The organism is Aeromicrobium panaciterrae, assembly GCF_039537165.1.
In the GTDB taxonomy this organism is placed as follows: Bacteria; Actinomycetota; Actinomycetes; order Propionibacteriales; family Nocardioidaceae; genus Aeromicrobium; species Aeromicrobium panaciterrae.
In genome coordinates this window covers 878,346-904,362 of sequence record NZ_BAAAZZ010000002.1, presented here as the reverse complement: position 1 = coordinate 904,362, position 26,017 = coordinate 878,346, and the positions used below count along the sequence as shown (strand labels likewise).

The following is a 26,017-nucleotide window of genomic DNA, read 5'->3' as shown; positions in this document are numbered from 1 at the left end:
TCGAAGTCCCCTGAACGGCACGAGCATGCCACATGAACGTCGTGTAAAACGCGATACATCCGGTCCGATCCTGCGTAACTCTGGTTGTGGCAACTCGTTCTACCTTTCGCGAGCAAATTCCCCCGCTTCCCGATCGTCCCGCAGGAGTAGGTGCATGGACTACACACCCATCAGCTTCGGCCGCGTCCTGATCGCGTTCGCGCTGACTGCGGCGGTTGGCCTGGTGCCCGTGCTCGCCATCGTGCTCAACACCAACCCGTCGGTTCTCGGCCCATTCGGCGTGGGCGACGGCTACGGTGGGTTGGTGCTCGGGTTGGGGGGCATCGCCATCGCGGTGGCCCTCATCGGACTTGCTTGGCTGGCGGTTGCCTTCGGGCGGCGGGTCGTCAGGCGGCCGTCTCGGGCGTGAATCCGAGAGTGGGCACAGCCGCTCCGGTCGTCCAGGAGCGGGAGGTGTCGGTGAGTCCCGCAGAACGCGAGACCGGACTCGAGTGGCAGCGTCGCTACGGCCGCATCCTGGTGCTCTCTGACCTCGTCGTGCTCGCCTGGGTGTTCGTCACGGTCCACCTCGTCTGGGCGGCATACCCGCGCCAGTGGGACGGACTGGGAGGGCCACGTACGCCCTGGTGGATCCTCATCTCCGTCGTGACGCTGGTGTTGTGGCACCTCGTCCTGACCCTTGCCGGCACCCGTGATGCACGCGTGCTCAGCGGCGGAGCCGACGAATACAAACGAGTCATCAACTCCACGCTGGTGATCTTTTCCTTCCTGGCGTTCTTCTGCTTCGTCGTGAAGTTCTCGCCGCCGCGCGCCTACGTCATCGTCGGCCTGCCGTTCGGCCTGGTGATGCTGGTCCTCAGCCGCTGGTCGTGGCGCCAGTGGCTGTTGGTGCAGCGCCAGGCCGGACGTATGACGCACCGTGCGATCGTGGTCGGCAACCGCGAGTCCGTCGAGCACCTCGCGGCCGTGATTGGACGCAACGAGGCGTACGGCTACCACCTGGTCGGCGTGTGCCTCACCGGACCGGACGAGGGCAAGGGTGTCGCCGGGTTGCCGGCGGTCGGCAGCGTCGATGCGCTCAAGACCGCAGCACTGTCGACCGGCGCCGATGCCGTCATCGTCACGTCGTCGGACGCGACCCACCCCGACATGGTGCGCCGGCTCGGCTGGGACCTCGAGGGTCACAGCGTCGAGATCATCGTGGCGCCGTCGCTGGCCAACATCGCCGGTCCCCGAGTTCACATCCGACCCGTCGCCGGCCTGCCCCTGCTGCACGTGGAGAAGCCGGCCTATCGCGGCGGCGCGCGATGGGCCAAGGGCACGCTCGACCGGTTCGGTGCGTGGGCCCTGCTGCTGGTCAGCCTGCCGATATTCCTCGTCGTCGCGATCGCGATCAAACTCAACAGCAAGGGGCCGGTCTTCTTCGTGCAGGAGCGTGTCGGCCGCGACGGCAAGACGTTCGGGATGATCAAGTTCCGCACCATGGTCGACGGCGCTGACCAGATGCTCGACGACCTGACGCCCGACAGCGGCAACGCCGTGATGTTCAAGATGCGTGAGGACCCGCGGGTCACCTCGGTGGGCAAGCACCTGCGCCGGTTCTCGATCGACGAGCTGCCGCAGCTGATCAACGTGATCAAGGGCGACATGAGCCTGGTCGGCCCGCGACCGCCGCTGGTCTCGGAGGTGTCGGTCTACGCCGCCGATGCTCGCCGCCGCCTCCTCGTACGCCCCGGCATCACGGGTCCGTGGCAGATCTCGGGCCGCTCCGACCTCAACTGGGAAGAGACGATGCGTCTCGACCTCTACTACGTCGAGAACTGGTCGATCGTGGGTGACCTGCTGATCCTCTGGAAGACCCTGCGAGCGGTCATCCGCTCCACCGGCGCTTATTAGTGGTCAACGGCGTTCCACCGATAGCCTTGGGGCCATGACAACCGAAGAGGTACGCGAGACACCGACGTTCGCAGACCTCGGACTGGTTGAGCCGCTCGTCCGGGTGCTGTCGTCCCTGGGCTACGAGACGCCGACCCCGATCCAGGAGCGCGCGATTCCGTCGCTGCTCGAGGGCAAGGACGTCGTCGGCCTGGCACAGACGGGCACGGGCAAGACCGCGGCATTCGCGCTGCCGATCTTGCAGCGCATCGACCCCGCCAACCGCAAGACGCAGGCCATCGTCCTCGCGCCGACCCGCGAGCTCGCCCTCCAGGTGTGCGAGGCGATCGCCGCGTACGCCGGCAACCTCCCCGGCATACGGGTGCTGCCGGTCTACGGCGGCCAGGGCTACGGCTTCCAGCTCGCCGGGCTGCAGAAGGGTGCGCACATCGTCGTCGGCACTCCCGGCCGCGTGATCGACCATCTCGAGCGCGGCAGCCTCGACCTGACGTCGTTGGAGTACCTCGTGCTCGACGAGGCCGACGAGATGCTCAACATGGGCTTCGCCGACGACGTGGAGCGCATCCTCGCCGACACCCCCGAGTACAAGCAGGTCGCGCTGTTCTCGGCGACGATGCCCAAGCAGATCCGCTCGCTGGCCAAGAAGTACCTCCACGACCCTGTCGACATCGCGACACCCAAGGCCACCACGTCGACCGCCACGGTCCGCCAGCGCTGGATCCAGGTCTCGCACCACCACAAGCTCGACGCGCTGACCCGGCTGCTCGAGGTCGAGACCGGCGACGCCATGCTGGTGTTCGTCCGTACGAAGTCCTCCACCGAGGAGCTCGCCGACAAGCTGCGCGGCCGGGGCTACAACGCCGCGGCGCTCAACGGCGACCTCGTGCAGGCGCAGCGCGAACGGACGGTCTCCCAGCTCAAGTCGGGCGCCCTCGACCTGATCGTCGCGACGGATGTCGCCGCCCGGGGCCTCGACGTCGACCGCATCACGCACGTCATCAACTACGACATCCCGCACGACACCGAGGCCTACGTCCACCGGATCGGTCGTACGGGGCGCGCCGGGCGTACGGGCGAGGCGATCCTGTTCGTCACCCCGCGTGAGCGCCGCATGCTCTCGGCGATCGAGAAGGTGTCGGGACGGCCGGTCGAGGAGATGTCGGTGCCGTCGGCCGAGGAGGTCAACGAGCGTCGGGCCGGCCGGTTCGCCCAGGCGATCACCTCGAGCATGGGATCGCCGCAGTTCCACGCGTTCCGCACGCTGGTCGAGGAGTACGTCGCCGAGAACGACGTCTCGATGACCGATGCGGCGGCGGCCCTGGCCGTCATGAGCCAGTCCGACAAGGACTTCTTCCTGCGTCCTGATCCGCCCAAGTCGGCCCCCCGCGAGCGTTCGTGGGCGCAGGACGACGGCGGGCCACGTCGCAAGCCCGCGGGATTCGACCGCAGTGACCGCCTCCCGGCCGAGGGATCCGCGGTCTATCGCGTCTCGGTGGGCAAGCGGCACAAGATCGGCCCGTCGGCGATCGTCGGCGCCCTGGCCAACGAGGGCAGCCTCAAGAGGTCTGACTTCGGCAAGATCACCCTGCTGACCGACCACTCGCTCGTCGAGCTCCCCGCCGACCTGCCGAGCGCGGTATTCGAGGCGCTGGCCAACACGCGCATCTCCGGCAAGCTCATCGAGCTGCAGCTCGACAACGGCGCACCACTGCGGGCGCGCACCAGCGAGTCACACGGCAGCAAGCGCCCGTACGAGAAGAGGTCGACCGGGAGCAAGCAGCCGACCAAGAACGCGTATGTGAAAAAACCCGCCGCCAAGAAGAGCGCCGAGAAGAACCCGTACGAGCAGAAGCTCGCCGAGAAGTCCCGCAAGCCGCGGCACAAGTAGCCCACCCCTCAATAGACTGCATCAATGCTCCGCCTCGTCAACGCGTCCCGTGGCTACGACTGGGGCTCGACGGCCGACATTCCGAGGTTTCTCGGAGAGGTCCCGGACGGCAAGCCGGTGGCAGAGGTGTGGATCGGCACCCACCCGCTCGCTCCGTCGACCGACGATGACGGCACGTCGCTGCAAGAGGCTGCGGGCGAGCTGCCGTTCCTGGTCAAGCTCCTGGCAGCCGACCGGCCGCTGTCGCTCCAGGTGCATCCCAACCGGGCGATGGCTCGGGAAGGGTTCGCCGCCGAGGAGGCCGCAGGCATCCCGTTGGACGCGCCCGACCGTACCTACAAGGACCCGCACCACAAGCCCGAGATGGCCTACGCCCTCACGACATTCGACACGCTCGTCGGGTTCAGGCCGACGGCGGAGATCCTGCGGGTCCTGATCGGCCTCAACACGACGATGACGCGCAAGCTGGCCGAGAACCTCAACGCGTCGCCGGGCTTCCCCGGCATCGTCAAGCTCGTCGAACAGCTGCTGGCTGAGCCACCCAGCGTCGACGAGATCGCCGAGGCGCTGGCGTCGTGCCGTGAGCTGACCGAGCAGGGCATCGACATCAAGCGTGCCTACGTCACGGCGCTGGAGATCGCCGACTACTACCCCGAGGACGTCGGCGTCATCATCTCGATGATGCTCAACCGGCTGACGCTCCAGCCGGGCGAGGCGGCGTTCCTCGGCACCGGCATCATCCACTCGCACCTCAAGGGCCTGTGCCTCGAGGTGATGGCGTCCTCCGACAACGTGCTGCGGGCCGGCCTGACGAGCAAGTCGCTCGATCCGGCCGGTCTGGTGCGCTGCCTCGGCACCGGCATGTCGCGGCTGGCCCGGGTCACTCCGGAGCCGTTCGGCTTCTCGACCAGTATCTTCAGCCCCGATGTCGACGAGTTCGCGCTGGCCGTGAGCCAGTGCTCCGACGGCTATCGCGACCACACCCCGCTGCCTCCCGGCGGCAAGCGGATCCTGGTGTGCACGGGCGGTGAGGTCGTGGTGGTCAACTCAGCCGGTGAGCGGATCGTGATGGCCCGGGGCGACTCGGTCTACGCCGGCCCCGAGGACGGTGCCTTGACGATCGAGGGCACCGGCGAGGTCGCCCAGGCCTACCAGCCGACCTCCGACACCGTGGTGGGTGAGCTGATCGACCTGGTCCCGCCCTACGAGGAGCGCATGAAGCGCAGCGAGCAGCGGCTCACACAAGATCGTCGCGACCGCGGTCCTTCAGCGCGCTGACGACGTCCTTGACCCGCTGGGCGTGCTCACGGGTGGTGACGAGCGTGGCGTCGGGAGTACGTACGACGATGACGTCGTGCAGGCCGACCACGGCGATCGTGGTGCCGTCCTCGGCGATCGTCAGGCCGTCGGCGTCGATGAAGACCGTGCCGGGCGCCGGTGTCACACCGATGTCCTGGAGCGCTGCGAAGTCCCCGAGGTCATCCCAGCTGAACGAGCCGGGAACCATCGCCATCCCGCCCTCGAGCGAGACGGGCTCGGCGATGGCATGGTCGATCGCGATGCGGGTCAGGCTCGGCCACACCTCGTCGAGCACCTCCTGACGATCGGACTGGTGCCAGGCGGCGGCGATACGGGTGAGTCCGTCGTGGAGCCCGGGCTGCAGGCGCGCAAGGTGGTCGAGCAGCACCTGGGTGCGAACGACGAACATGCCACCGTTCCAGCTGTGGTTGCCGTCGGCGACGTATGCCGCAGCGGTTGCCTCGTCGGGCTTCTCGACGAACCGGACGATGCTGCGAGCCGAGGTGGCACCGTCGACCTCGAGCAGCGCTCCCGCCTCGATGTAGCCGAACGCCGTCGACGGCCCACTTGGGGTGATGCCGATCGTGCTGATGAGTCCGTGCCGGGCGACGGCTGCCGCCTGCTGGATCGCCTCGGCGAACGCGATCTGGTCGTCGATCACGTGATCGGCGGCGAACGAGCCGATGATGGCGTCAGGGTCGCCGGCGCCGATGATGGCGGCCGCGAGGCCGATCGCCGGCATCGAGTCACGCGGCGACGGCTCGACGATCAACGAGGTCAGGTCGGGCAGCTGCTCGCCGATGGCTCCGGCGTGCGCCGTACCCGTCACGACGTGGATGCGCTCGGCCGGGATGAGGTCGACGAGCCGGTCCCACGTCTGCTGGAGCAACGACCTGCCGGAGCCGTCGAGGTCGAGCAGGAACTTGGGCCGTGATGCCCGCGACAGCGGCCAGAGCCGGGTGCCGGCCCCGCCGGCGGGGATGACTGCGTGGAAGGAGGTCAGCACGGAGTCGTCGGTGGGCGGCACGTCGTCATGGTAGCGACTGGGTGAGCCCGCCGACCGTGGTCGTCGGAGTCGGCTCGCCGAGCGACGCGGGGTTGGCGCCGAGTGACACGACCGCGCTGATGGCGTTGTGGTCGGACACGACGGGCCGCGTGTAGCGGTTGCCGGTCATGCGTACGAGCTGCTTCCACTCCAGGACCTGGAACTCCTTGGAGACGAAGATGTGGTCGACGTAGTCGGAGCTGAACCGCGGGACGGTGGAGAACGTGTGGCCGCTGTTGATCGTGGCGTTGATCGGCTTGGTCTTGCTGATGCTCACAGAGTCGGAGAAGCCGAGGTTGCGCAGCAGCACGCCTGGGGTGAACGCACGGTGGAAGCCCGCATTGAAGTCGCCGGCATAGATCATCGGCAGCCCGGACTTGTTGACCTTGGCCATGCCCGCAAGGGTCGCCCGCATCTCCGAGGCGCGCTTGCCGTCGACGCCGCTCTTGCCGGTCAGCAAGTGGATGTTGACGAAGATGAACTCCTGGCCGGTGGATTTCACCCGGAACGCCGCCCAGGTGGTGTACTTGCCGTGGCCGATGGGGAACGTGCCACCGCCGAGCTGGGTGAAGAGCGCCGGCCGGTAGAAGATGTAGCGGGTCTTGGCGCCGCCGGAGGCGCGGACGAACTTCTGCGAGCCACCGCTGAAGAGTGAGTTGGTGAGTCCGCCGACGCGTACGCCGCCCGCCTCCTGGAGGCCGAAGAGGTCGACCTTGCTGTCGTTGAGGAACTTGGCCTGGATGCGGCCACGGCTGCTGTAGCCGCCGCAGGCCTCGGAGCACACGTTCCAGCCGGCGACACGGAACGCCGACTGCTCCGGGAGCGTAGAGAACGGGACCGGCTCGCTGAATGCACCGACGTGGCTGCCGTTGACGGCCCGGATCTTGAGCCAGTAGCTCGTCCTGGGTGCCAGCGAGCTCGTGATGAACTCGGCAGACGACGAGAGCGTGCGCATGGCGGACGTGTCCTTGGTGAAGTCCTTGTCGGCGGCCATGACCACGTCGTACTGGCGGGCATTGGCGACGGCGGGCCACGTGGCCTTGATACCGGTGGTTGCCTTCTTGGGGATCGAGACCTTGCCGACAGCGCCGGGCAGCAGGCTGAAGCGGGCGGTGCGCGAGGAGACGGTCTTGCCGTCGTAGACCGCATCGACGCGATAGAACTGGTCGACGCCCGGCGTCGACGGTGTGAGGTCACCGACCGTCAGGGTGGTCTTGCCCTTGGCCTTGATGGCCTTGGTCTTCTCGCCGGTCAGTGCCCGGTCGGCCCCGACCTTGATGACGTAGGAGTCGGCGTTGTCGGCACCCTTCCAGTCCAGTACCACCTCGGTGGGGGAGATGGCCTTGGCGGAGAGCTCCGACGGCGCATCGGGACCGTTGGTCAGTGCCCGGGTGGCCCACAGTCCGGCGCCCAGTGTGGCGACGAGCGCAAAGGCCGTGCCTCCGACGATGAGTCGACGCCGGTCGTCGTTCGTCTTGCGGCGTCCCGCGGTTCGTCTGGCCGCGGCAGGCCGCTGCTCCGCGCTGGCGCGGCGACTCGGAGCGCGCTTGACTCCGGAAGGTCGCTTTGCGCCGTCGGCACGGCGTCGTGGCGGGGTATTGCGACGGCTGACTACGGGAAGCTCCAAGTGATGCGGTCAGAGGGTTGCCCAATTCTACGGTGCCTGTGGTCGCAGGCGGAATCGGATCTGTGGGTGTTCAGTTGACCTGGACGCTGACCACGAGCGGGCTGTGATCCGACGGGATCGGGTGGGGGAGCTTGCCGCTCACGAGCTTGACTCCGTTGAGCCAGGAGATGACCCGCGATTTCGTGGGATCGACCCACACGTGGTCGACGTGGTCACCCCACTTCACGCCGATCGTCGGGGTGACCTTGAAGCCGTTGTAGGTGTTGAAGTGCTGGTAGCCGATCTTCATCGCCAGGTCGAACGCGTCGTACAGGCCGCCCTTGTGGAACTCGGTCGCGACCGAGTCGTTGGAGCGGTTCTTGTGCGAGTTGAAGTCGCCGCCGTAGACGACCGGGACACCTTCGGGATTGACCTCGCGGATCTTGGCCAGCAGCGTCCTGATCTCGGCAGCCCGATAGTTGACCGCGGCCGTACTTGTACCGGTGACCAGGTGCACGCTCACGAAGATCACGTGCTTGTCGGCCTTCGTCTTGTCGACCAGCTCGGCCCAGACGGCGAACTTCTTGCCGTCGAGGTGCTCGCCGAGGTAGATCGACCCGCTGGTGCACTGGTTGACCGGCGGTGGCGTCGAGTCGTTGTCCATGCACGACTCGCCGGGGGCGACGTCGAAGCGGGCGTCGTTGTAGAACAGCTGCTTGGCGCTGCGGCACTTGACCTTGGCGTAGCCGGCGGGGGGCTGCATGACGGGCCGCCACTCGGGATGCTGCCAGTGCAGGTCGGGCGCGGACGGCACGGAGCATTCGGACTCCTGCAGCATCACGACGTCGGGCTTGAAGTTGGTGATGCGCTCGATCGCGCCCGGCATGCGCTGCGACCACTTCCAGTACGTGTAGTAGCCGTCCATGCCCGGCTGATAGGGAATCATGCACGCCCGGGTGCAGAGGTTGTAGCTCATCACGGTGTAGTAGGGGCCGGTGGCGGTGCCCTGCGCACGGATCGTCTGGTGCCCGACGCGGCTCGACCGGCTCCCGGCGTTGGTGCCGTTCATCGCCCGCACCTGGATGAAGTAGTCGGTGCCGGGCTTGAGGCCCTTGGGTGTGAACGTGGTGGTCTTGGAGGTCCCGAACACCGGTGCCGTCAGCACGCCCGTGTAGGAGGTCGACACGAACACCTGGTAGCTGGTCGCGTTGCTGGCCTTGGGCCAGATGATCGTGAACGACGTCGGCGAGGCCGCCGTGAACGTGACGAGCCCCACCGTCCCGGGCTTGGTGGCGCCCTGCGCAGGGGCCAGGCCCACGAGGCAGAGCGCGACGATCGTGATCAGTCCGAGTACTGCGCGACGCATCCAGCCATCGTAGGTGCGCACGTGCCTGACACCCGGCATTGTCAGCGGCCCGGCACGGTCAGGTCGACGACGAGCGCGTTGTGGTCGCTCGCGAACGGCAGCGCATGGCTCGTTCCGGAGAGTCGCAGCAGCACCTTCCAGCTGGTGGCCTTGACGTCGGGCGAGGTGTAGACGTGGTCCACGTGGTCGGAGTGCTTGAGCGGCGGGTTCTTGGCCTGGTTGGCGCTGTTCCAGATCTGGTTGATCAGGGTCTTCGACGTGGAGTACGAGTCGACGACGCCGATCGCCTTGAACGAGCGCAGGGGCGCGTCGTACCCACCCTTGTACTTCGACTGATTGGCATTGCTGTCGTTGGAGTTGAAGTCACCCGCGTAGACCACGGGCAGCCCGCTCGGATTGATCTTGCGGACCCCGTTGATGAGCGCCGTCATCTCGCGAGTGCGCTCGTCGTCGTTGGCCTTGCCCTTGCCGGCCACCAGGTGGAGGTTGACCACGATGAAGCGGGTCCCGTTGAGGTCCTTGAGGTCGGCCCAGACGGCGTACTTCTTCAACGAGCTGCTCAGGGTGATCTCGCCGGAGGACACCAGGGAGTACTTCGAGGTCTTGTAGAACAGCGACTTCGCGCTCTTGTAGTGCGACAGCTTGAACCCCGGCAGCTGGGTGGCGAAATTGGTGTCCTTGGTCGTCGACTCCTGTGTCGCCACGATGTCGGGGGCAGCCGAGCGTACGAGCGAGCCCGCGAGCGGCTTGCGGGTCGATGACCACGTCTTCATCTTGTTGGTCGAGGTGAGGCACTTGTCCTGGCCGCAGAGGTTGTAGGTCACGATGCGTACGGCGGTGCCCGGCGTACCGAACTTCAACTCACCGATGGCGCTGTAGGTGCCGGCGACGGCGTCGTTCGTGCCGCGCACCCGGAAGTAGTAGAGCGTGCCGGGCCGGAGGGCGGGGCTGGTGAACGTCGGCGAGGTCGCCGTGCCGCCGACCACTCCCGTGGTCATGGCCTTGTCGGTGGCGATCTGCACGGCGTACTTCGAGGCGTTGGTCGCGGGTGACCACGTGAGCACGAGGTGCTGCTTGCCGTCGGTCTTGGCGGTGAGACCCGTGACGGTGGCGACCGCGAGATCGAATGACAGTGTCGCCGACGACGTCTGGCCCGCGGTGTTGTGACTGATCACGCGGTAGTAGAAGTCGGTGCCGGGCTGGGTGGTGAGTCCCGTGAACGATGCTGTCGTGCTCGGGGACAACGTCGAGCGGTGCGAGCACGCCGGCGCGGTCGGCGTCGGCAGCAGACAGACGGTGTAGCCCGTCGCGCCCGCCACCGTGTTCCAGGAGATGGCCACGCTGGTGGTCGTCGCGGTGCGGGTGATGCCGGTCGCGGCAGCCGGGCGGGTGACCGGCTTGGCCAGGTTGAATCCCTTGAGCACCGACCTCTTGACGGCCTTGTCCCGCTGGGCCGTGACGCGGAAGAAGTAGTCGGTCCCGTCGGTCGGTGCGAGCTTGGAGAACGAGACCTTGGTCGAGGTGGTGCGGGCGGTCTTGAAGCACGTCTTGGCGGCCTTGGACTTCTGCAGGCAGATGACGTACGTCTTGGCGTTCGCCGCCTTCGCCCACGACAGGGTGGCGCTTGACGACGTCACGGTGGCGGCGAGCCCGGTCGGAGCGCCGAGCGTGGTGGCGGCGCCGGCGGGTGCACCCACGATCAGCGGGATCGCCAGTGCAAGAGCGGAGGCGCGGCACGCATGCCGGGTCCACGAGATCATGACGGTGAATCCTCACTGGTGGGGGAAGTTGCGACCAGGAGCGCACAACCAGTCCGAAGAGAGTAACAACGGCCTGGGATGTTGGGAAGATCTCGCCATCTAGGGTGGCCGGGTGGACGTACTTGCGGAAGTGGTCAGGTCAGGGTTGGTCGAGAGCCGTCATCGCGGAGTAGCCGTACGCGTTGATGCCGCCGGTGAGGTCGTGTGGTCGATCGATGACCCGGGCACTGTCGTCTTCCCGAGGTCTGCAAACAAGCCGATCCAGGCACTCGGCATGCTTCGTGCTGGCCTTCCCCTCGACGGTGAGCTGCTGGCGATCGCCGCTGGGAGTCATACAGGTGAGCCCTTCCACCTCGACGCCGTGCGCGAGATCCTCACGCTGGCCGGGCTCGACGAGTCAGCCTTGCAGACGCCCCCTTCGTACCCGTTGGATCCCAAGGTGCATGCGGCCTACATCCGCGCGGGCGGCGTGCGGGCACCGATCTGCATGGACTGCTCAGGCAAGCATGCGGCGATGCTCCTCACCTGCGTCACGAACGGCTGGTCGACCGATACCTACCTCGCCCCCGATCACCCGCTGCAAGTCGTCATCACCGAGACGTTCACCGAGGTGACTCAGGGGCCACCTGCCGTGATCGGCGTCGATGGGTGCGGAGCGCCCTTGCTGGCGACATCGCTCGTTCAGCTCGCCCGCGCAGTTGGCCGCATCGCGGCGGGCGAACAGGGAACCTTGGAGGCCAAGGTGGCTTCTGCGATGAGGGCGCATCCGGAGTTCGTGAGCGGTACGGGGCGGCCCGAGCTGCAGTTGATGCGTGCTTTGCCCGGCCTGATTGCAAAATGGGGAGCCGAGAGCACGTACGTCGTGGCGCAGCCTGACGGGGAGGCGTTCGCGGTCAAGATCGAGGACGGCAGCGAGAGGCCCGTGTATGCCGTCATGAACCGGGCGCTCGAGCTTGCAGGGCTCGACGCGCCACTGCTTGCAGAGCGGCCCGAGGTCCTCGGTGGTGGCCATCCTGTCGGTGAAGTCCGCACCACCTTCTGAGGGCAGCAAAAGAGCCCCACACCGTGCGGTGTGGGGCCCTCCCCGAGAATCAGGCGTTCTGCTGGCGCTTGCGGGCGGCGAACGCGATGCCCGAGGCGGTGACGACGCCACCACCGAGGAGCAGCCACGTCAGGTCGAGTCCGCCGTCGTCGGTGGTGGCGGTGAGCTCGGTCTCGGCCGGTCCGCCGGCGAACAGTGCGTCGGTGCGGTCGATCGAGTCGGCCGATCCATGGGCGCTGACGACCTTGACGACCTTCTTGTCAGCCTTCTTGGTGTCGACCGTCGGCGCGGCTTGCGTGCCACCGTTGCCGCCCTGGGGCTGTGCCTGCGGCTTGGGGGCCGGCTTCGTCGGCTTCGGGGCATCAGCCAGGTCCTGCGGACCCTTCGGGGGCTTGGGCGGTGTCGGGTTCGCGATGTCACCGGGTCCCTTGGGCTGCTCGGGGATGGCGATCGGGAAGTTCGGGTCGATCGGGTCGGCGGTTGCCGCCGCGACGTTGACCATGGTGAGGCCGACCGTGGCGAGCGGGACGGCGATGACGAGGTTGCGGATCGTGCGGTTCATGATGACTCCTGGTGTGAGGTGCTTTCGGCTGGTCTGTGGTGTTGCTTGTAGGTAGGAGCACCAGACCCCACAACTCCTGACAACTTTTTCCAGAAATCTTGTTGCTCCTGGAGTGACAGCTCGCTGACCTGCGGTGATGCGGCCATGTGATCCAAGTCGCAAGCCGCCCTGCTTGCATTTGCTAACTTTTGCAAGCACACTTGAGTCATGGCCAAGTTGAGCATGCAGAAGACCGTCGAGGGACTCGGCGACTACTTGCGTGAGCAGCGGGGTCAGGCACAGATGTCGCTTCGACAGCTGGCCGAGCTGACGGATGTTTCCAATCCCTATCTCAGCCAGATCGAACGAGGTCTGCGTCGACCGTCGGCAGAGGTTCTGCAGCAAATTGCCAAGGCGCTGCGTATTTCGGCTGAGTCGCTCTACGTTCGCGCCGGCATCCTCGATGCCGATGAGAGCGGGGCACGGATGGTCGAGGACGCCATCGCCCTCGACACCCGTCTCACCGAGCGCCAGAAGACGGCACTGCTCGACATCTACCGATCCTTTGTCGGAACCGATGAAGCCACTGACACCCAACTGGTCACCACCGTGACCGAAGCAAACCAGGAGAAGATATGACCATCACTGACACGATCAACGCTCAGGTCAAGTCCATCGTCGAGGACGTCAAGGCTCTGCCCGAGACGCTCAAGAAGATTGACGTTGCTGACCTCCAGAAGCAGGCCCAGGGCTTCGCGCAGACCGCCGTTGGCACCGCCACCAGCGCCTACGCCGACCTCGCCAAGAAGGGCGAAGAGCTCGTCAACAAGGCCAAGGGCCTCAAGGTCGACGACCTGACCAAGTCCGCCAAGGGCTTCGCTGACGACGCCACGAAGACCGCCAAGGGCTTCGCTGACGACGCCAGCAAGCGCGCCGAGGACCTCGTCGAGGACGCGAAGGCGACCGTCACCAAGGTGACCGCCAAGAAGGCCCCGGCCAAGAAGGCTCCGGCCAAGAAGGCTCCGGCGAAGAAGACGGCTGCCAAGAAGGCCTGATTCACGCCTCCACCAAAGACGGGCTCCCCTTTGGGGGAGCCCGTCTTTGGTGTCTGTCTGCCGATCGGCCCGATAGCCTGCTCCCGTGCCTGACTTGTTTGCGGTCCAGAACGGCCTGTCCCTGATCATCGGCGTCGTGCTGTTCGCGGCCAAGGCGTTCGCGTTGGTCGACTGCGTCGGGCGGCCCGTCGCACAGTTCACCTACATCGAGACCCTCCCCAAGCGGAGCTGGCTGATCATCCTCGTGCTGGCCGTGCTGGGTCACGTGGTCGACGGCTTCAACCCCCTGGGACTGCTCAGCCTGCTCGGCACGGTCGCCGCTTTCGTCTACCTTGCTCAGGTGCGCGGCTCGGACTCGCGCTGATCCAGGCGATGAGGGTGCAGCCATCGGGTGACGATGAGCCGCAGCACCGCGACATCCACGTCGGAGTCGATCTCCGGATGTGCCGCACGCTCGGCGCGGTGGGCCGAGATCATCATCCGGAGCCAGCGCGCCGTGTCATCGACGTGGAGCTCGCTGTCGACCGAGCCTTGCGCCACGGCCTCGGTGCAGAGTGCGGCGAACGTACGCTCCGACTCGTCGAGCGGCACCTCGGAGTCCGCGGCAAGGTGGTCGACCAGGTCGAGCAGCTGGTCCCACGCATTCATGCGTGCTTCGACTCCCGCCAGCGATCGATGATGCGCGGCATCTCGGCCTGGAGGTACTCGAAGAACTCCCTGGTCTCGTCCATCCTGACCTGGGCCGGGCTGCCCTGGGGGAGGGCGGCAGAGCCCTTGCGCATCCAGTCGACCATCTTCTCGATGCTGTCGGTGCGCGCCATCAGCGTCTCGAACCACGGCTGCTCGCCAACGCTGTAGTGGTCGACGCGGTCGCCGGGCTCCCGTACGCGGGTGATCAGCTTGGTCTGGGTGAGGTAGCTGACGGCCCCGCTCACGGCGGCCGGGCTCACCTTGAGCTGGTCGGCGACTTCCTTGGCCGTGAGTCGTCCGTCGTCGGCGACGAGCAGCGCGCCGAACATGCGCGATGCCATGCGTTGCATCCCGGCCTCGGTGAGGCTCAGTGCGAAGCCCTCGATGAATGCCGCCACCGCATCGTCGTCCATGTCGCGAGTGTACGGGAGAATTCATTCAGTTCAGAGATTTCACAAATCTGTGAAAAGGAGTACCGTCGGCGGCATGGACCCCGTCATCGACATCTCCGGGCTGGTCAAGAAGTTCGGCTCGTTCACCGCCCTCGACGGACTCGACCTGACGGTCGCGCAAGGAGAGGTGCACGGCTTCCTGGGGCCCAACGGCGCCGGCAAGTCGACCACGATCCGGGTGCTGCTCGGCCTGCTGCGGGCTTCCCGGGGAAGCGTGACGCTGTTCGGCAAGGACCCCTGGAGCGACGCTGCCGAGCTGCATCGACGGCTGGCGTACGTGCCTGGCGACGTGAACCTGTGGCCCAACCTCTCCGGCGGAGAGGTCATCGACCTGATGGGCCGGCTCCGCGGAGGCCTCGACGTCCAACGACGCGACACGTTGGTCGAGCGGTTCGAGCTGGACCCGACCAAGAAGGCGCGGACCTACTCCAAGGGCAACCGGCAGAAGGTCGCCCTGGTCGCGGCGCTCGCCGCGGACGTCGAGCTGCTGATCCTCGATGAGCCGACATCGGGCCTCGACCCGCTCATGGAGTCGGTGTTCACCGACTGTGTCGACGAGTTCAAGGACGAGGGACACTCCGTCCTCCTGTCGAGCCACATCCTTGCCGAGGTCGAGCGGCTGTGCGACCGGGTCAGCATCATCCGGTCAGGCCGGACCGTGGAGTCGGGCACCCTGTCGGAGCTGCGCCACCTCACGCGCACGTCGGTCACCGCCGAGATGAGCAGGCCGCCGACGGGTCTCGATGCGCTCGAGGGCGTCCACGACGTCTCGGTCGAGGGCAACCGGGCGGCGTTCGAGGTAGACACCCCCAAGCTCGGAGCCGCGCTGGCCAGGCTCGGCGAGTTCGGCATCCAGTCGCTGACCAGCCAGCCGCCGACGCTCGAGGAGCTGTTCATGCGTCACTACGGCGACGAGATCGAAGCAGCCGACGAGGTCGAGTCGGCATGACCGAGCGCAGCGAGGGAAACACGGGCGTTGTCGAGCGCAGCGAGGGAAACACGGGCGTTGTCGAGCGCAGCGAGGGAAACACGGGCGTTGTCGTGCCGGGGCGTCCGTACCGTGCTTTTCCCACGGAGGTGCCGGCATGACGGGCGTACGTACGCTGCTCCGCCTCTATCTCCGCCGTGATCGCATCATGCTGCCGGCGTGGATCCTCGGCGGAATGCTCCTGTACTTCTCACAGGCAGTCAGCACCGACGGCCTCTATACAACCCAGGCCGAGCTCGACAAGGCGGCCAAGAGCATCGGCGGCAATGCCGCGTTCATCGCGATGCTGGGGCCGGACCGTGCGCTCAACACGCTGGGCGGTCAGGTGGCGTGGCAGTCTGTCGCGTTCGGGATCATCGTGGCGGGGCTGATGAGCATGTTCATCGTCGGTCGCCACACCCGCGCCGAGGAGGAGACCGGTCGCGACGAGCTGATTCGCTCGGCAGTGGTCGATCGCAGCGCTCCGATGGTCGCAGCCGCCATCGTCGCGATCGGCGCCAACGTCCTGCTCGGTGCACTCACGACGCTGAGCCTGCTGACGGTGGGGCTCGATGTGGCTGGGTGCGTCTCGCTCGGTGCGTCGCTGGCCCTCGGCGGCATCGTGTTCGCGGGTGTCGCCCTGCTCACGGCCCAGCTGACCGAAGGCGTTCGCACGATGTACGGCATCACGGGTGCCGTCATCGGGGTGTCATACGTCCTACGGGCCGTCGGCGATGTCGGCAACGGCGCGCTCTCGTGGCTCTCGCCGATCGGCTGGGCGCAGGGGATGCGCGCGTTCGCCGGCGAGGAGTGGTGGCCGATCGTCCTGTTCGTGATCGGGGCCGGCGTACCCATCGCGGCGGCGATCTGGATCTTCGGGCGGCGTGACGTCGGCTCAGGCGTCTTCGCGGCACGTCCCGGTCCTGCACGCGCCGGGCGTGGGCTCACCTCGTCGACCGGGCTCGCCTGGCGGCTGCAGCGCGGCACCATCGTCGGATGGGCCGTGGGGCTGCTGCTGATGGGACTCAGCTACGGATCGATCGGCAACGACGTCGAGGACCTGATCGGCGACTCCGAGTTCTCCAAGGACGTGTTCGGCGCAGGTGCGGGGCCCAGTCTCACCGAGTCCTTCTATGCGACGGCCATCGGCATGATCGCGCTGCTCGCCTGCGGCCTGGTGATCTCCTCGGCACTGCGCCCGCGTGCCGAGGATGAGGCCGGCCGGGTCGAAGGGCTGCTCGCGACCGCGTTGCCGCGTAGCCGCTGGTTGCTGGGTCACGTGACCATGACGGTGCTCTCGGCGGTGGGCGGCGTACTGCTCGGCGGGCTGGGCCTCGGTCTCGGCTATGCCCTGGTCACGGGTGATGGCGGGGCCGTCCGTACGTACTTCGTCGCCACCGTCCCATACATCGCACCGGTGCTCCTGCTCGCCGGGCTGGCGCGCCTGCTCTACGGGATCTCTTCGCGTCTGGCCCCGTTCGCGTGGGCGGCACTCGGGTTCTGCTTCATCGTCCTGATGTTCGGCGCGGTGCTCCAGCTCCCTGACTGGATCACGGCAGTGTCGCCGTTCGACCACCTGGCGCTGACGCCGGCCGAGGATGCGCGATGGACCCCCGTCGTGGTGATCGGCGCGTTGGCGGCGGCGACCAGCGCAGCGGGGCAGCTGCTGTTCCGACGGCGTGATGTCCACTGAGATCTAGAACATACGTTCGAATCGGCGTACGCTCGGTGTCATGGAGGCGTACTTCCAGGGTTCCCTGCTCGATGCGGGTGTCACGCCGGAGATCGGCACGCTGGCACCTCGCCGTACCGTCCTCACGCGCGGCGCGTGGGTCGACGTCCTGCCCGGTTGGGTCAGTGGTTCTGACGACCTGTTCCTCCGGCTCCAGTCCGATGTGCCATGGCGCGCGGAGAAGCGCGAGATGTACGACGCCGTGGTCGACGTGCCTCGGCTGGTCTGCTCCTACGGTCGCGGCGATGCGCTCCCCGATCCGCTCCTGGCCGATGCGCGCGACCAGCTGAGCGACCACTACGAGGCCGAGCTCGGCGAGCGGTTCGAGACGGCGGGGCTCTGCTACTACCGCGACGGCCAGGACAGCGTCGCATGGCACGGCGATCGCATCGGTCGCGGCCGCAGCGAGGACACCATGGTGGCGATCGTCTCGCTCGGCGCCGCCCGTCGGCTGTCCCTGCGCCCGCGCGGTGGCGGCGAGGCGATCGGCTTCGCGCTCGGTCATGGTGACCTCGTGGTGATGGGTGGTTCGTGCCAGCGCACGTGGGAGCACGCGATCCTCAAGACCGCGCGTCCCGTCGGACCCCGCATCAGCGTGCAGTTCCGCCCCCGCGGCGTCCTCTGAGCGGTGAGCCTGGCACCTGACGTACGCGGGGAGCTCATCGAGCGAGTGAGCGGTGACTCAGCGTCCACCTCACTCGGTGAGCGGTGACTCAGCGTCCAGAGTCGTCGTTCAGGTGGACGCAAAGCCACCGCTTCCGGCGCACAGTGGTGTTGCGGTGGCTATGCGTCCACAGGCTGTTGCCGGGAGGGCCCGCATGGTCGTGGATTCGGGGACCGTTGGCGGATGCCTTCGCCACTGCCGATCCCCGACTCACTGCGATCTGGCCCCTTCTTGCCAGCCGATGCTCGAGCTGTCGGGATCTCCGAGAAGGTGTTGAGGGGTAGCCGGTTTCGCCGGATATTGCCACGGGTTTGGGTGAGTGCGGACCACAGGATGAGTCAGCTCGACTGGATCAGAGCCGCGTCTCTCGCGATGCCGGGGCGTGCGCAGCTGAGCCACATCACCCGCATCCAGGCCCTGGGGCTCGACTTCGGCCCCATGCGCCCGTTTCATTTCACCGTTGCAGGAGACCTTCATCTCGACGTGGACCAGGTGTTTCTCCACCGAACTGAAGTCCTGCCTCCTTGTGACGAGGTAGGAGTGTCTCCCGCCTCGGCCTTCATCCAGGTATGCGCCTCAATGCGGATGATCGATGCCATCAAGGTCGGCGACTGGCTGCTGCATCGCCGACACATGACGGTGTTGGAGGTCGCGGAACTGATCCGGCACCAGCGGTGGAGGCCCGGTGCTGCGCAGGCCCGTCAGGTCCTCCAGCACCTCGATGGCGGCGCGCGATCGATCAAGGAGTCTGAGGTTCGCGCGCTTTTCGTGTTCGCCGGGTTGCCGTCACCAGAAGTGAATGCGGACATTTTCGAGAGCGACGAGCGGCTGGGATGCGTCGACTTGCTGTATCGCGCTTGGAGGCTCGCCGTCGAGTACGAGGGGCGTCAGCATGCGGAGTCTTCCGAGCAGTTCCGCATCGACATCGCGCGATACGCGCGCTTCCGTGAAGCGGGCGTCGAGTATGTCCAGGTCACCAACGAGATGCTTGGTCAGCCCCGAGCGCTTGCCACGTTGATTCATCGCAAGCTCCGCGAACGGGGCTACGACGGACCGCATCCTGTGTTCGGCCGGCGATGGAACGACTTGTTCGGCACGATCACAGTTCGGTCCGTGAAGCGGTGACTCAGCGTCCATCTGTCGGTCCGGTGTGGACGCAAGGTCACCGCCACTTGAAAGCGGTGGACGCTAGGTCACCGCTCCTGGGTTACTTCTTGGCGCGACGGTTGGCGCGGTCGCGCTCGGTGGCGTCGAGGATGATCTTGCGGATACGTACGCTCGCCGGGGTCACCTCGACGCACTCGTCCTCGCGGCAGAACTCCAGCGACTGCTCGAGCGACAGCTTGCGCGGCGGTACGAGCTTCTCGAACTCGTCGGCATTGGAGCGGACGTTGGTCTGCTTCTTCTCGCGGACGATGTTGATGTCCATGTCGTCGGAGCGAGAGTTCTCGCCGACGATCATGCCCTCGTAGACCTCGGTCGCGGGCTCGATGAACAGCGTGCCGCGCTCCTGGATGTTGGTCATCGCGTACGACGTCGCTGCACCTGCACGGTCCGAGACGAGCGAGCCCGACGGGCGGGTCGAGATCTCGCCGGCCCACGGCTCGTACTTCTCGAACGTCTGGTGGGCGATGCCGGTGCCACGGGTGTCGGTGAGGAACTCGGTACGGAATCCGATCAGGCCGCGTGCCGGAACGATGAACTCCATGCGGACCCAGCCGGTGCCGTGGTTGATCATCTGCTCCATGCGGCCCTTGCGGACGGCGAGCAGCTGGGTGATCGCGCCGAGGTACTCCTCGGGGGCGTCGATCGTCAGGCGCTCCATGGGCTCGTGGATCTTGCCGTCGACCTCGCGGGTCACGACCTGTGGCTTGCCGACTGTGAGCTCGTAGCCCTCGCGACGCATCTGCTCGACCAGGATCGCCAGGGCGAGCTCGCCGCGGCCCTGGACCTCCCAGGCGTCGGGGCGCTCGGTGTCGAGCACCTTGAGCGACACGTTGCCGATGAGCTCGCGGTCGAGTCGGTCCTTGACCAGGCGAGCGGTGACCTTGGTGCCCTTCTCGCGACCGGCGAGCGGCGACGTGTTGGTGCCGATCGTCATCGAGATGGCGGGCTGGTCGACCGTGATGAGCGGCAGCGCGACGGGGTTGTCGGGATCGGCGAGTGTCTCACCGATCGTGATGTCGGGGATGCCGGCGATGGCGACGATGTCGCCGGGGCCTGCGCTCTCACCGGGTACGCGCTCGAGCTCCTTGGTGACGAGCAGCTCGGTGATCTTGACCTTCTCGGTCGTGCCGTCGTGCTTCATCCATGCGACCTGGCTGCCCTTCTTGAGGGTGCCCTCGAAGACGCGGACCAGCGCGAGGCGGCCGAGGAACGGGGAGGCGTCGAGGTTGGTGACGTGCGCCTGGAGCGGCGCGCCCTCGGTGTATTCGGGGGCCGGAACGGCGTCCATGATCGTCTGGAACAGCGGGATGAGGTTGTCGCTGTCGGGCATGCCGCCGTCTTCGGGCTGCGTCAGCGAGGCGCGGCCGGCGCGGGCGGAGGCGTAGACGACGGGGAAGTCGAGGGCGTCCTCGCTTGCACCGTCCTCGAGCAGGTCGAGGAAGAGCTCGTACGTCTCGTCGACGACCTCGGCGATGCGGGAGTCGGGACGGTCGACCTTGTTGACGACCAGGACGACCGGCATGTGGGCGGCGAGTGCCTTGCGGAGCACGAAGCGGGTCTGGGGGAGCGGGCCCTCGGAGGCGTCGACCAGCAGGATGACGGCGTCGACCATGGACAGTCCGCGCTCGACCTCGCCACCGAAGTCGGCGTGGCCGGGGGTGTCGATGATGTTGATCGTGACGCCGCCGTCGGGCGATCCGGGACCGTTGTAGCGAACCGCGGTGTTCTTGGCGAGGATCGTGATGCCCTTCTCGCGCTCGAGGTCGCCGGAGTCCATGGCACGCTCGGCGAGCTGGTGGTGCTCGTCGAAATGACCCTGCTGCTGGAGCATGGCGTCGACGAGAGTCGTCTTGCCGTGGTCGACGTGGGCGACGATTGCGACGTTGCGCAGGTCGGAGCGAATGGGCATGCGAAAAATTGTCCTTGGCGTGGGGAATGCTCAAACGAGATTGAGCCTTGTCATTCTACGGGTGAGTCACCCGGACTGACGAATCCGCGGAGGCCGAACGAGCTCTGCGAGAGAGCGTCGGCGCCGGCTGAACGTCCCGTGCCGAAGGCGCCGCGCCGCGAGGCGCGTAACCCACTGTTCATTGCGTGTTAACAACAGTGCCGTTTCTGCAATAGTTGCGCATCTGCTACTATTTTTGGGTGACCAAGCACGCCAAGCTCCAAGAGGTGCTCCAGCAGTTCCTCATGCGCTGCATGAGCGGCGCCGAGGCGCAGGGCATCGACCGGATCGTCGAGCTCGAGCTCTCGATCAGTCAGGCCAAGACGGTGTTCGTCCTGGCCCAGGCGAGCGGGCCGCTCCCCATCCACGCGATCGCCGAGCAGATCCGGCTGTCGGTCGCGGCGACCGGTCGCAACATCGACCAGCTCGTACGGATGGGCCTCGTCGAACGGCGCGAGGACGAGAGTGACCGCCGGGTCAAGCTGGTCACGATCACCAAGGCCGGCCACGACGTCGCCGACCAACATCTCGAGGCACGACGCACCGCACTCAGCACGATGGTGTCTCGACTCACGCCCGACGAGGCCGACCGGCTTCAGCAGGCGCTTCAACCCATCCTCGCGGGTGACCCCCTGCGACCTGACAACCAGGAGATCCCTGAATGACGTCCCCAGTCGAAGCAATTCCCGACGACGACAAGATCACCCCAGAGCTCCTCAAGATCGCGGGTGTCGTCGTGATCGGTGCCATCATGTCGATCCTCGACGTGACGGTCGTCAACGTCGCACTGCCGACGTTCCAGACCGAGCTGTCCGGCAACGGAGAGCCCCTCGCCTACTCGACCGTCGCGTGGACCGCGACGGCCTACATGCTGGCGCTCGCCGCAGTCATCCCGCTGACCGGCTGGGCGGCTGATCGGTTCGGCACGAAGCGCCTCTACCTCACGGCGATCGCCCTCTTCACGATCGGCTCGCTGTTGTGCGCGACCGCGTGGAACATCGAGGCCCTCATCGGCTTCCGCGTTCTGCAGGGTCTCGGCGGCGGCATGCTGATGCCGCTGGGCATGACGATCATGACCAAGGCGGCCGGCCCGCACCGCATGGGCCGCCTGATGGCGATCCTCGGCGTGCCGATGCTGCTCGGCCCGATCATGGGCCCGATCCTCGGCGGCGTCCTGATCGACGCTGCTTCGTGGCACTGGGTGTTCCTCATCAACCTGCCGATCGGCCTGATCGGTCTGGTCTACGCGTGGAACGTCCTGCCCAAGGACAACCCGGAGCCGAGCGAGTCGCTCGACTGGGTCGGCATGATCATGCTCTCGCCGGGCCTCGCCTCGCTGCTGTACGGCGTGTCGTCCATCCCCGGTGAAGGCACGGTCGCCGCCACCAAGGTCCTCGTCCCGATGATCATCGGCATCGCCCTGATCGCGGCGTTCGCGTTCTGGTCGTTCAAGCCCAAGCACCCGTTGCTCGACCTGCGACTGTTCAAGAACCGCAACCTGACGATCTCGATCATCACGATGTTCCTGTTCGCCTCGGCGTTCTTCGGCGCACTGCTGCTTGTCCCGACCTACTTCCAGCAGGTCGACGGCGACTCGGTCAAGCGTGCAGGTCTGCTGATCGCCCCGCAGGGCATCGGCGCCATGCTGACGATGCCGATCGCGGGATCGCTCACCGACAAGATCCCGGTCGGGCGCATCGTGCCGTTCGGCTTCCTCGGCATCCTGGTCGGCCTGTTCGGCCTGGCCAACAGCACCGATCCGGGCACGTCCAACATCCAGATCATGGCGTGGCTGTTCGTCACGGGCCTGGGCATGGGCGCGACGATGATGCCGCTGTTCACGTCGGCGCTCAAGACGCTGCAGGCCGCCGATGTGGCGCGCGGGTCGACGCTGCTCAACGTGACGCAGCAGGTCGCCAGTGCGACCGGCATCGCGACGATCTCCGTCGTGCTGACCAACGCCATGAAGAGCGGTGACGTGCTCGCCGGCTCGGAGAAGATTCCGGGCATCGACGGTGGACTCACTGCGGCGCAGCTCGCCGCCGGTTCGCACACCGACCAGGGCATGAAGCTCGTCGACACGCTCAACGCGGGTGGATCCGTGCTCCAGCAGGGATTCCAGGACCTCGCGGACTCGTTCCAGACGTCCTACTGGGTCGCATTCGCCGCGCTCTTCATCACGCTGATCCCGGTGTTCCTCCTCCCGCGCAAGCGTGAAGTCGCACACCTGTTGGATGGCGAGGACGGCGGCGATGCTGCCGACAGCGTTCCGGTCGTCATGCACTGACGCACGACACGTCGAGAGGCCTCACCGGTTCGCCGGTGGGGCCTTTCGTACGTCAGCTCTCGCGATGCACCTTGTGCGCCGCCGCCTGGGCGATCGGCTTGACGATCATCAGGTCGACATTGACGTGTTGAGGGCGGGTCGCGACCCACTGCACGGCGTCGGCGATGTCCTCGGCGAGCAGCGGCTCGGCGACGCCGGCGTAGACCGCGTCGGCCTTGGCCTGGTCGCCGAGGCGTACGAGGGAGAACTCCTCGGTGTGCACCATGCCCGGAGCGATCTCGGAGACGCGTACGGGCTGACCGTTGAGCTCGAGCCGCAGCGTCTCGGTGAGTACGGCGACGGCGTGCTTGACGGCCGTGTAGCCGCCACCACCTTCGTACGCCCAGCGCCCGGCGGTCGAGCCGATGTTGATGATGGTCCCGGCACCGCTGGCGATCAGTGCCGGTGCCAGCGCCTTGGTCACCTGCATCGTGCCGATGACGTTGATGTCGTACATCCGCCGCCACTGGTCGGGGTCACCCTCGATCACCGGGTCTGCGCCGAGCGCTCCACCCGCGTTGTTGACGAGCACGTTGAGGCTGTCGCCGACCTGGGACGCGAGGTTGGCGACCTGCGACTCGTCGGTGATGTCACACTCGATCGCTGTGCCGTTGATCTCGCGGGCGAGTTCGTTGAGCCGATCGATCCTGCGGGCGGCGCAGATGACGTGATAGCCGGCCGCGGCGAGGGCTCGGGCGGTGGCAGCACCGATGCCGCTGCTGGCTCCGGTGACGACGGCAGATCTCATACCGCCATCGTGGCAGATGGCCACGTCACGACCGCGTTGGCCTGAACTGACATGATTGACGAGGAAGGCGGGTGTTCATGCTCAAGCGCATCGCGATGCTGTCGGCACACACATCCCCGCTCGATCAGCCGGGTGACGGCGACGCGGGCGGCATGAACGTGTACGTGCTCGAGCTCTCTCGTCAGCTGGCCTCCCGTGGTGTCGAGGTCGAGATCTTCACCCGCGCCACCTCGCGCCACCAGCAGCCCGTCGAGGATCCAGAGCCGGGCATCCGCGTGCACCACGTCGCCGCCGGCCCGTTCGAGGGCCTGGAGAAGAACGACCTCCCGTCGCAGCTGTGCTCCTTCGTACGCGACGTGCTGCGCGCCGAGGTCGAGCGCGAACCGGGCCACTTCGATCTCGTGCACTCGCACTACTGGCTGTCGGGTCAGGTCGGCACCGTCGCCCGTGAGCGCTGGGGCGTGCCGCTGGTCCACACGATGCACACCATGGCGAAGGTCAAGAACGCGCAGCTCGCCGAGGGCGACTCACCCGAGCCGATCGGCCGCGTCTACGGCGAGGAGGAGATCGTCCGCCTCGCCGACCAGCTGATCGCCAACACGTCCGAAGAACGCCGCGAGCTGATTGACCTCTACGACGCCGATCCCGATCGCGTCGCCGTGGTCCACCCCGGTGTCGACCTCGAGGTGTTCAGGTCCGGCCGCCAGTCCGAGACCCGCACGCTGCTCGGCGTGCCCGATGACGCCGCGCTGGTGCTGTTCGCCGGCCGCATCCAGCCCCTCAAGGCTCCCGACATCGTGCTCAAGGCCGCCTCGGTGATGCTCGAGCGCGACCCGGCATTGCGTGGGCGCCTGGTCGTCGCGATCGTCGGCGGCGCCTCGGGCAGCGGCCTCGAGCATCCAACCGCCTTGTCCGACCTCAGCGCCGCGCTGGGCCTCGATGATGTCGTACGGTTCGTGCCCACCGTGAGCCAGGCCGAGCTCGCCGACTGGTACTCCGCCGCCAGCGTCGTGTGCGTGCCGTCCTACAACGAGTCGTTCGGGCTGGTCGCGATCGAGGCCCAGGCCTGCGGCACGCCGGTGGTCGCCGCACGCGTCGGCGGGCTGCCGACCGCCGTGTCCGACGGGGTCTCCGGAGTGCTCGTCGACGGACACGATCCCGCCGACTACGCCTCGGCGCTGCACCCCCTGCTCGTCGACGCGGGGCTCCGCGAAGGGATGAGCCACAAGGCCGTACGACACGCCGAGTCGTTCGGCTGGGACGTCACCGCCGAGCGCACGCTCCAGGTCTACGAAGCCGCCGTCGCGGCGCACGCGAAGTCGCCCGTATGACGGCACGCGACACGATCATCGAGACGCTCACGGCGTCCGAGCTCGCGTATGTCGAGCACAGCCCCGGCGTCTTCGAGATCACCCTGCCGGGAGAGCGCAAGCTCCAGACCACCTGCCGCCTCGAGATCGGTGGACATGCTCTGGGCATCCATGCGTTCGTGTGCCGCAAGCCCGACGAGAACCATCAGGCGGTCTATCGCTGGCTGCTGGAGCGCAACCTCAAGATGTACGCCGTGGCGTTCGCGGTCGACGCCGCCGGCGACATCTACCTCGACGGGCGGTTGCCGCTGTCGGCGATCACTCCCGAGGAGCTCGACCGGGTGCTCGGCGCCGTCCTGACGTACGCCGACGAGTCGTTCAACACGATCCTCGAGCTCGGCTTCGCGTCGTCGATCCGCAAGGAGTGGGAGTGGCGCGAGTCGCGGGGTGAGTCCACCCGCAACCTCGAGGCGTTCAAGCACCTCAGGCCCTGAGCGTGCCACCAGCCGTCACGT

The 26,017-nt window shown here is 67.0% G+C and carries 25 protein-coding genes; 16 read left to right on the top strand and 9 right to left on the bottom strand.

Annotation, left to right across the window (positions count from 1 at the left end):
* Positions 1-154 precede the first annotated feature (154 nt).
* The 4 genes from ABD683_RS05000 to manA are packed head-to-tail and all read left to right on the top strand — an operon-like array spanning position 155 to position 5,062.
* Positions 155-409 carry a hypothetical protein gene (locus ABD683_RS05000; protein WP_344767875.1) on the top strand — a complete coding sequence of 85 codons (255 nt, stop codon included), beginning with the start codon at positions 155-157 and terminating at the stop codon, positions 407-409.
* Between the two features lie 8 nt (positions 410-417).
* A complete protein-coding gene (locus tag ABD683_RS04995; RefSeq protein WP_344767873.1) occupies positions 418-1,896 on the top strand; it encodes a sugar transferase in 1,479 nt (492 codons plus the stop codon).
* A gap of 34 nt (positions 1,897-1,930) precedes the next feature.
* Complete coding sequence (locus ABD683_RS04990; protein WP_344767871.1) at positions 1,931-3,784, top strand: DEAD/DEAH box helicase; 1,854 nt, start codon at positions 1,931-1,933, stop codon at positions 3,782-3,784.
* Between the two features lie 24 nt (positions 3,785-3,808).
* Complete coding sequence (manA, locus tag ABD683_RS04985; RefSeq protein ID WP_344767869.1) at positions 3,809-5,062, top strand: mannose-6-phosphate isomerase, class I; 1,254 nt, start codon at positions 3,809-3,811, stop codon at positions 5,060-5,062.
* Here manA and ABD683_RS04980 read toward each other — a convergent pair.
* The 4 genes from ABD683_RS04980 to ABD683_RS04965 all read right to left on the bottom strand — a co-directional run bounded on the left by ABD683_RS04980 (position 5,022) and on the right by ABD683_RS04965 (position 10,860).
* Positions 5,022-6,110 carry a mannose-1-phosphate guanylyltransferase gene (locus ABD683_RS04980; RefSeq protein ID WP_344767868.1) on the bottom strand — a complete coding sequence of 363 codons (1,089 nt, stop codon included), beginning with the start codon at positions 6,108-6,110 and terminating at the stop codon, positions 5,022-5,024. The two genes, manA and ABD683_RS04980, sit on opposite strands and share 41 nt — an antisense overlap.
* 4 nt (positions 6,111-6,114) lie before the next feature.
* The gene (locus ABD683_RS04975) at positions 6,115-7,755 is read right to left on the bottom strand and encodes an endonuclease/exonuclease/phosphatase family protein (protein ID WP_344767867.1); all 1,641 of its coding nucleotides are present in this window, start codon (positions 7,753-7,755) and stop codon (positions 6,115-6,117) included.
* Between the two features lie 70 nt (positions 7,756-7,825).
* Positions 7,826-9,100 (bottom strand): fibronectin type III domain-containing protein, encoded by a 1,275-nt coding sequence (locus ABD683_RS04970; protein WP_344767866.1) that lies wholly within the window; start codon positions 9,098-9,100, stop codon positions 7,826-7,828.
* A 41-nt stretch (positions 9,101-9,141) separates the two neighbouring features.
* Positions 9,142-10,860, bottom strand: a complete 1,719-nt coding sequence (locus ABD683_RS04965) for a fibronectin type III domain-containing protein (RefSeq protein ID WP_344767865.1) — start codon at positions 10,858-10,860, stop codon at positions 9,142-9,144.
* A 112-nt stretch (positions 10,861-10,972) separates the two neighbouring features.
* Between ABD683_RS04965 and ABD683_RS04960 the strand changes: the two genes are divergently transcribed.
* A complete protein-coding gene (locus tag ABD683_RS04960; protein ID WP_344767864.1) occupies positions 10,973-11,902 on the top strand; it encodes an asparaginase in 930 nt (309 codons plus the stop codon).
* Between the two features lie 49 nt (positions 11,903-11,951).
* On the opposite strand, the gene ABD683_RS04955 is transcribed toward ABD683_RS04960, so the two are convergent.
* The gene (locus ABD683_RS04955) at positions 11,952-12,464 is read right to left on the bottom strand and encodes a hypothetical protein (RefSeq protein ID WP_344767862.1); all 513 of its coding nucleotides are present in this window, start codon (positions 12,462-12,464) and stop codon (positions 11,952-11,954) included.
* A 222-nt stretch (positions 12,465-12,686) separates the two neighbouring features.
* On the opposite strand from ABD683_RS04955, the gene ABD683_RS04950 reads away from it, so the two are divergent.
* The 3 genes from ABD683_RS04950 (at position 12,687) to ABD683_RS04940 (ending at position 13,862) form a co-directional block, all read left to right on the top strand.
* Positions 12,687-13,082 (top strand): helix-turn-helix domain-containing protein, encoded by a 396-nt coding sequence (locus ABD683_RS04950; protein ID WP_344767860.1) that lies wholly within the window; start codon positions 12,687-12,689, stop codon positions 13,080-13,082.
* Positions 13,079-13,498 carry a hypothetical protein gene (locus tag ABD683_RS04945; RefSeq protein WP_344767858.1) on the top strand — a complete coding sequence of 140 codons (420 nt, stop codon included), beginning with the start codon at positions 13,079-13,081 and terminating at the stop codon, positions 13,496-13,498. The genes ABD683_RS04950 and ABD683_RS04945 overlap by 4 nt, the downstream gene beginning before the upstream one ends.
* 85 nt (positions 13,499-13,583) lie before the next feature.
* Complete coding sequence (locus ABD683_RS04940) at positions 13,584-13,862, top strand: DUF2516 family protein (protein WP_344767856.1); 279 nt, start codon at positions 13,584-13,586, stop codon at positions 13,860-13,862.
* Here the strand turns inward: ABD683_RS04940 and ABD683_RS04935 are convergent.
* Together ABD683_RS04935 and ABD683_RS04930 are read right to left on the bottom strand one after the other, a co-directional pair.
* Complete coding sequence (locus tag ABD683_RS04935) at positions 13,835-14,146, bottom strand: hypothetical protein (RefSeq protein WP_344767854.1); 312 nt, start codon at positions 14,144-14,146, stop codon at positions 13,835-13,837. The two genes, ABD683_RS04940 and ABD683_RS04935, sit on opposite strands and share 28 nt — an antisense overlap.
* Positions 14,143-14,601 (bottom strand): GbsR/MarR family transcriptional regulator, encoded by a 459-nt coding sequence (locus tag ABD683_RS04930; RefSeq protein ID WP_344767852.1) that lies wholly within the window; start codon positions 14,599-14,601, stop codon positions 14,143-14,145. Before ABD683_RS04930 ends, ABD683_RS04935 begins: the two co-directional genes overlap by 4 nt.
* A 73-nt stretch (positions 14,602-14,674) precedes the next feature.
* Between ABD683_RS04930 and ABD683_RS04925 the strand changes: the two genes are divergently transcribed.
* The 4 genes from ABD683_RS04925 (at position 14,675) to ABD683_RS04910 (ending at position 19,128) form a co-directional block, all read left to right on the top strand.
* Positions 14,675-15,589, top strand: coding sequence for an ABC transporter ATP-binding protein (locus ABD683_RS04925; protein ID WP_344767850.1), 915 nt, complete (start codon positions 14,675-14,677; stop codon positions 15,587-15,589).
* A gap of 136 nt (positions 15,590-15,725) precedes the next feature.
* Positions 15,726-17,300, top strand: a complete 1,575-nt coding sequence (locus ABD683_RS04920; RefSeq protein WP_344767849.1) for an ABC transporter permease — start codon at positions 15,726-15,728, stop codon at positions 17,298-17,300.
* A gap of 40 nt (positions 17,301-17,340) precedes the next feature.
* The gene (locus ABD683_RS04915) at positions 17,341-17,964 is read left to right on the top strand and encodes an alpha-ketoglutarate-dependent dioxygenase AlkB (protein ID WP_344767847.1); all 624 of its coding nucleotides are present in this window, start codon (positions 17,341-17,343) and stop codon (positions 17,962-17,964) included.
* A 372-nt stretch (positions 17,965-18,336) separates the two neighbouring features.
* Positions 18,337-19,128: a hypothetical protein gene (locus ABD683_RS04910; protein ID WP_344767845.1), complete on the top strand. Its 792-nt coding sequence runs from the start codon at positions 18,337-18,339 to the stop codon at positions 19,126-19,128.
* 82 nt (positions 19,129-19,210) lie between these two features.
* On the opposite strand, the gene typA is transcribed toward ABD683_RS04910, so the two are convergent.
* Positions 19,211-21,079 carry a translational GTPase TypA gene (gene typA / locus ABD683_RS04905; RefSeq protein WP_344767843.1) on the bottom strand — a complete coding sequence of 623 codons (1,869 nt, stop codon included), beginning with the start codon at positions 21,077-21,079 and terminating at the stop codon, positions 19,211-19,213.
* A 239-nt stretch (positions 21,080-21,318) separates the two neighbouring features.
* On the opposite strand from typA, the gene ABD683_RS04900 reads away from it, so the two are divergent.
* Both ABD683_RS04900 and ABD683_RS04895 read left to right on the top strand, forming a co-directional pair.
* Positions 21,319-21,783, top strand: coding sequence for a MarR family winged helix-turn-helix transcriptional regulator (locus ABD683_RS04900; protein ID WP_344767842.1), 465 nt, complete (start codon positions 21,319-21,321; stop codon positions 21,781-21,783).
* Positions 21,780-23,405, top strand: coding sequence for a DHA2 family efflux MFS transporter permease subunit (locus ABD683_RS04895; protein WP_344767840.1), 1,626 nt, complete (start codon positions 21,780-21,782; stop codon positions 23,403-23,405). Before ABD683_RS04900 ends, ABD683_RS04895 begins: the two co-directional genes overlap by 4 nt.
* 52 nt (positions 23,406-23,457) lie before the next feature.
* On the opposite strand, the gene ABD683_RS04890 is transcribed toward ABD683_RS04895, so the two are convergent.
* The gene (locus ABD683_RS04890) at positions 23,458-24,192 is read right to left on the bottom strand and encodes an SDR family NAD(P)-dependent oxidoreductase (protein WP_344767838.1); all 735 of its coding nucleotides are present in this window, start codon (positions 24,190-24,192) and stop codon (positions 23,458-23,460) included.
* Between the two features lie 77 nt (positions 24,193-24,269).
* Here ABD683_RS04890 and mshA point away from each other — a divergent pair, with 77 nt between their 5' ends.
* Both mshA and ABD683_RS04880 read left to right on the top strand, forming a co-directional pair.
* Positions 24,270-25,523 carry a D-inositol-3-phosphate glycosyltransferase gene (mshA, locus tag ABD683_RS04885; protein ID WP_344767836.1) on the top strand — a complete coding sequence of 418 codons (1,254 nt, stop codon included), beginning with the start codon at positions 24,270-24,272 and terminating at the stop codon, positions 25,521-25,523.
* Positions 25,520-25,996 (top strand): type III secretion system chaperone family protein, encoded by a 477-nt coding sequence (locus ABD683_RS04880; RefSeq protein ID WP_344767834.1) that lies wholly within the window; start codon positions 25,520-25,522, stop codon positions 25,994-25,996. Before mshA ends, ABD683_RS04880 begins: the two co-directional genes overlap by 4 nt.
* Positions 25,997-26,017 lie beyond the last annotated feature (21 nt).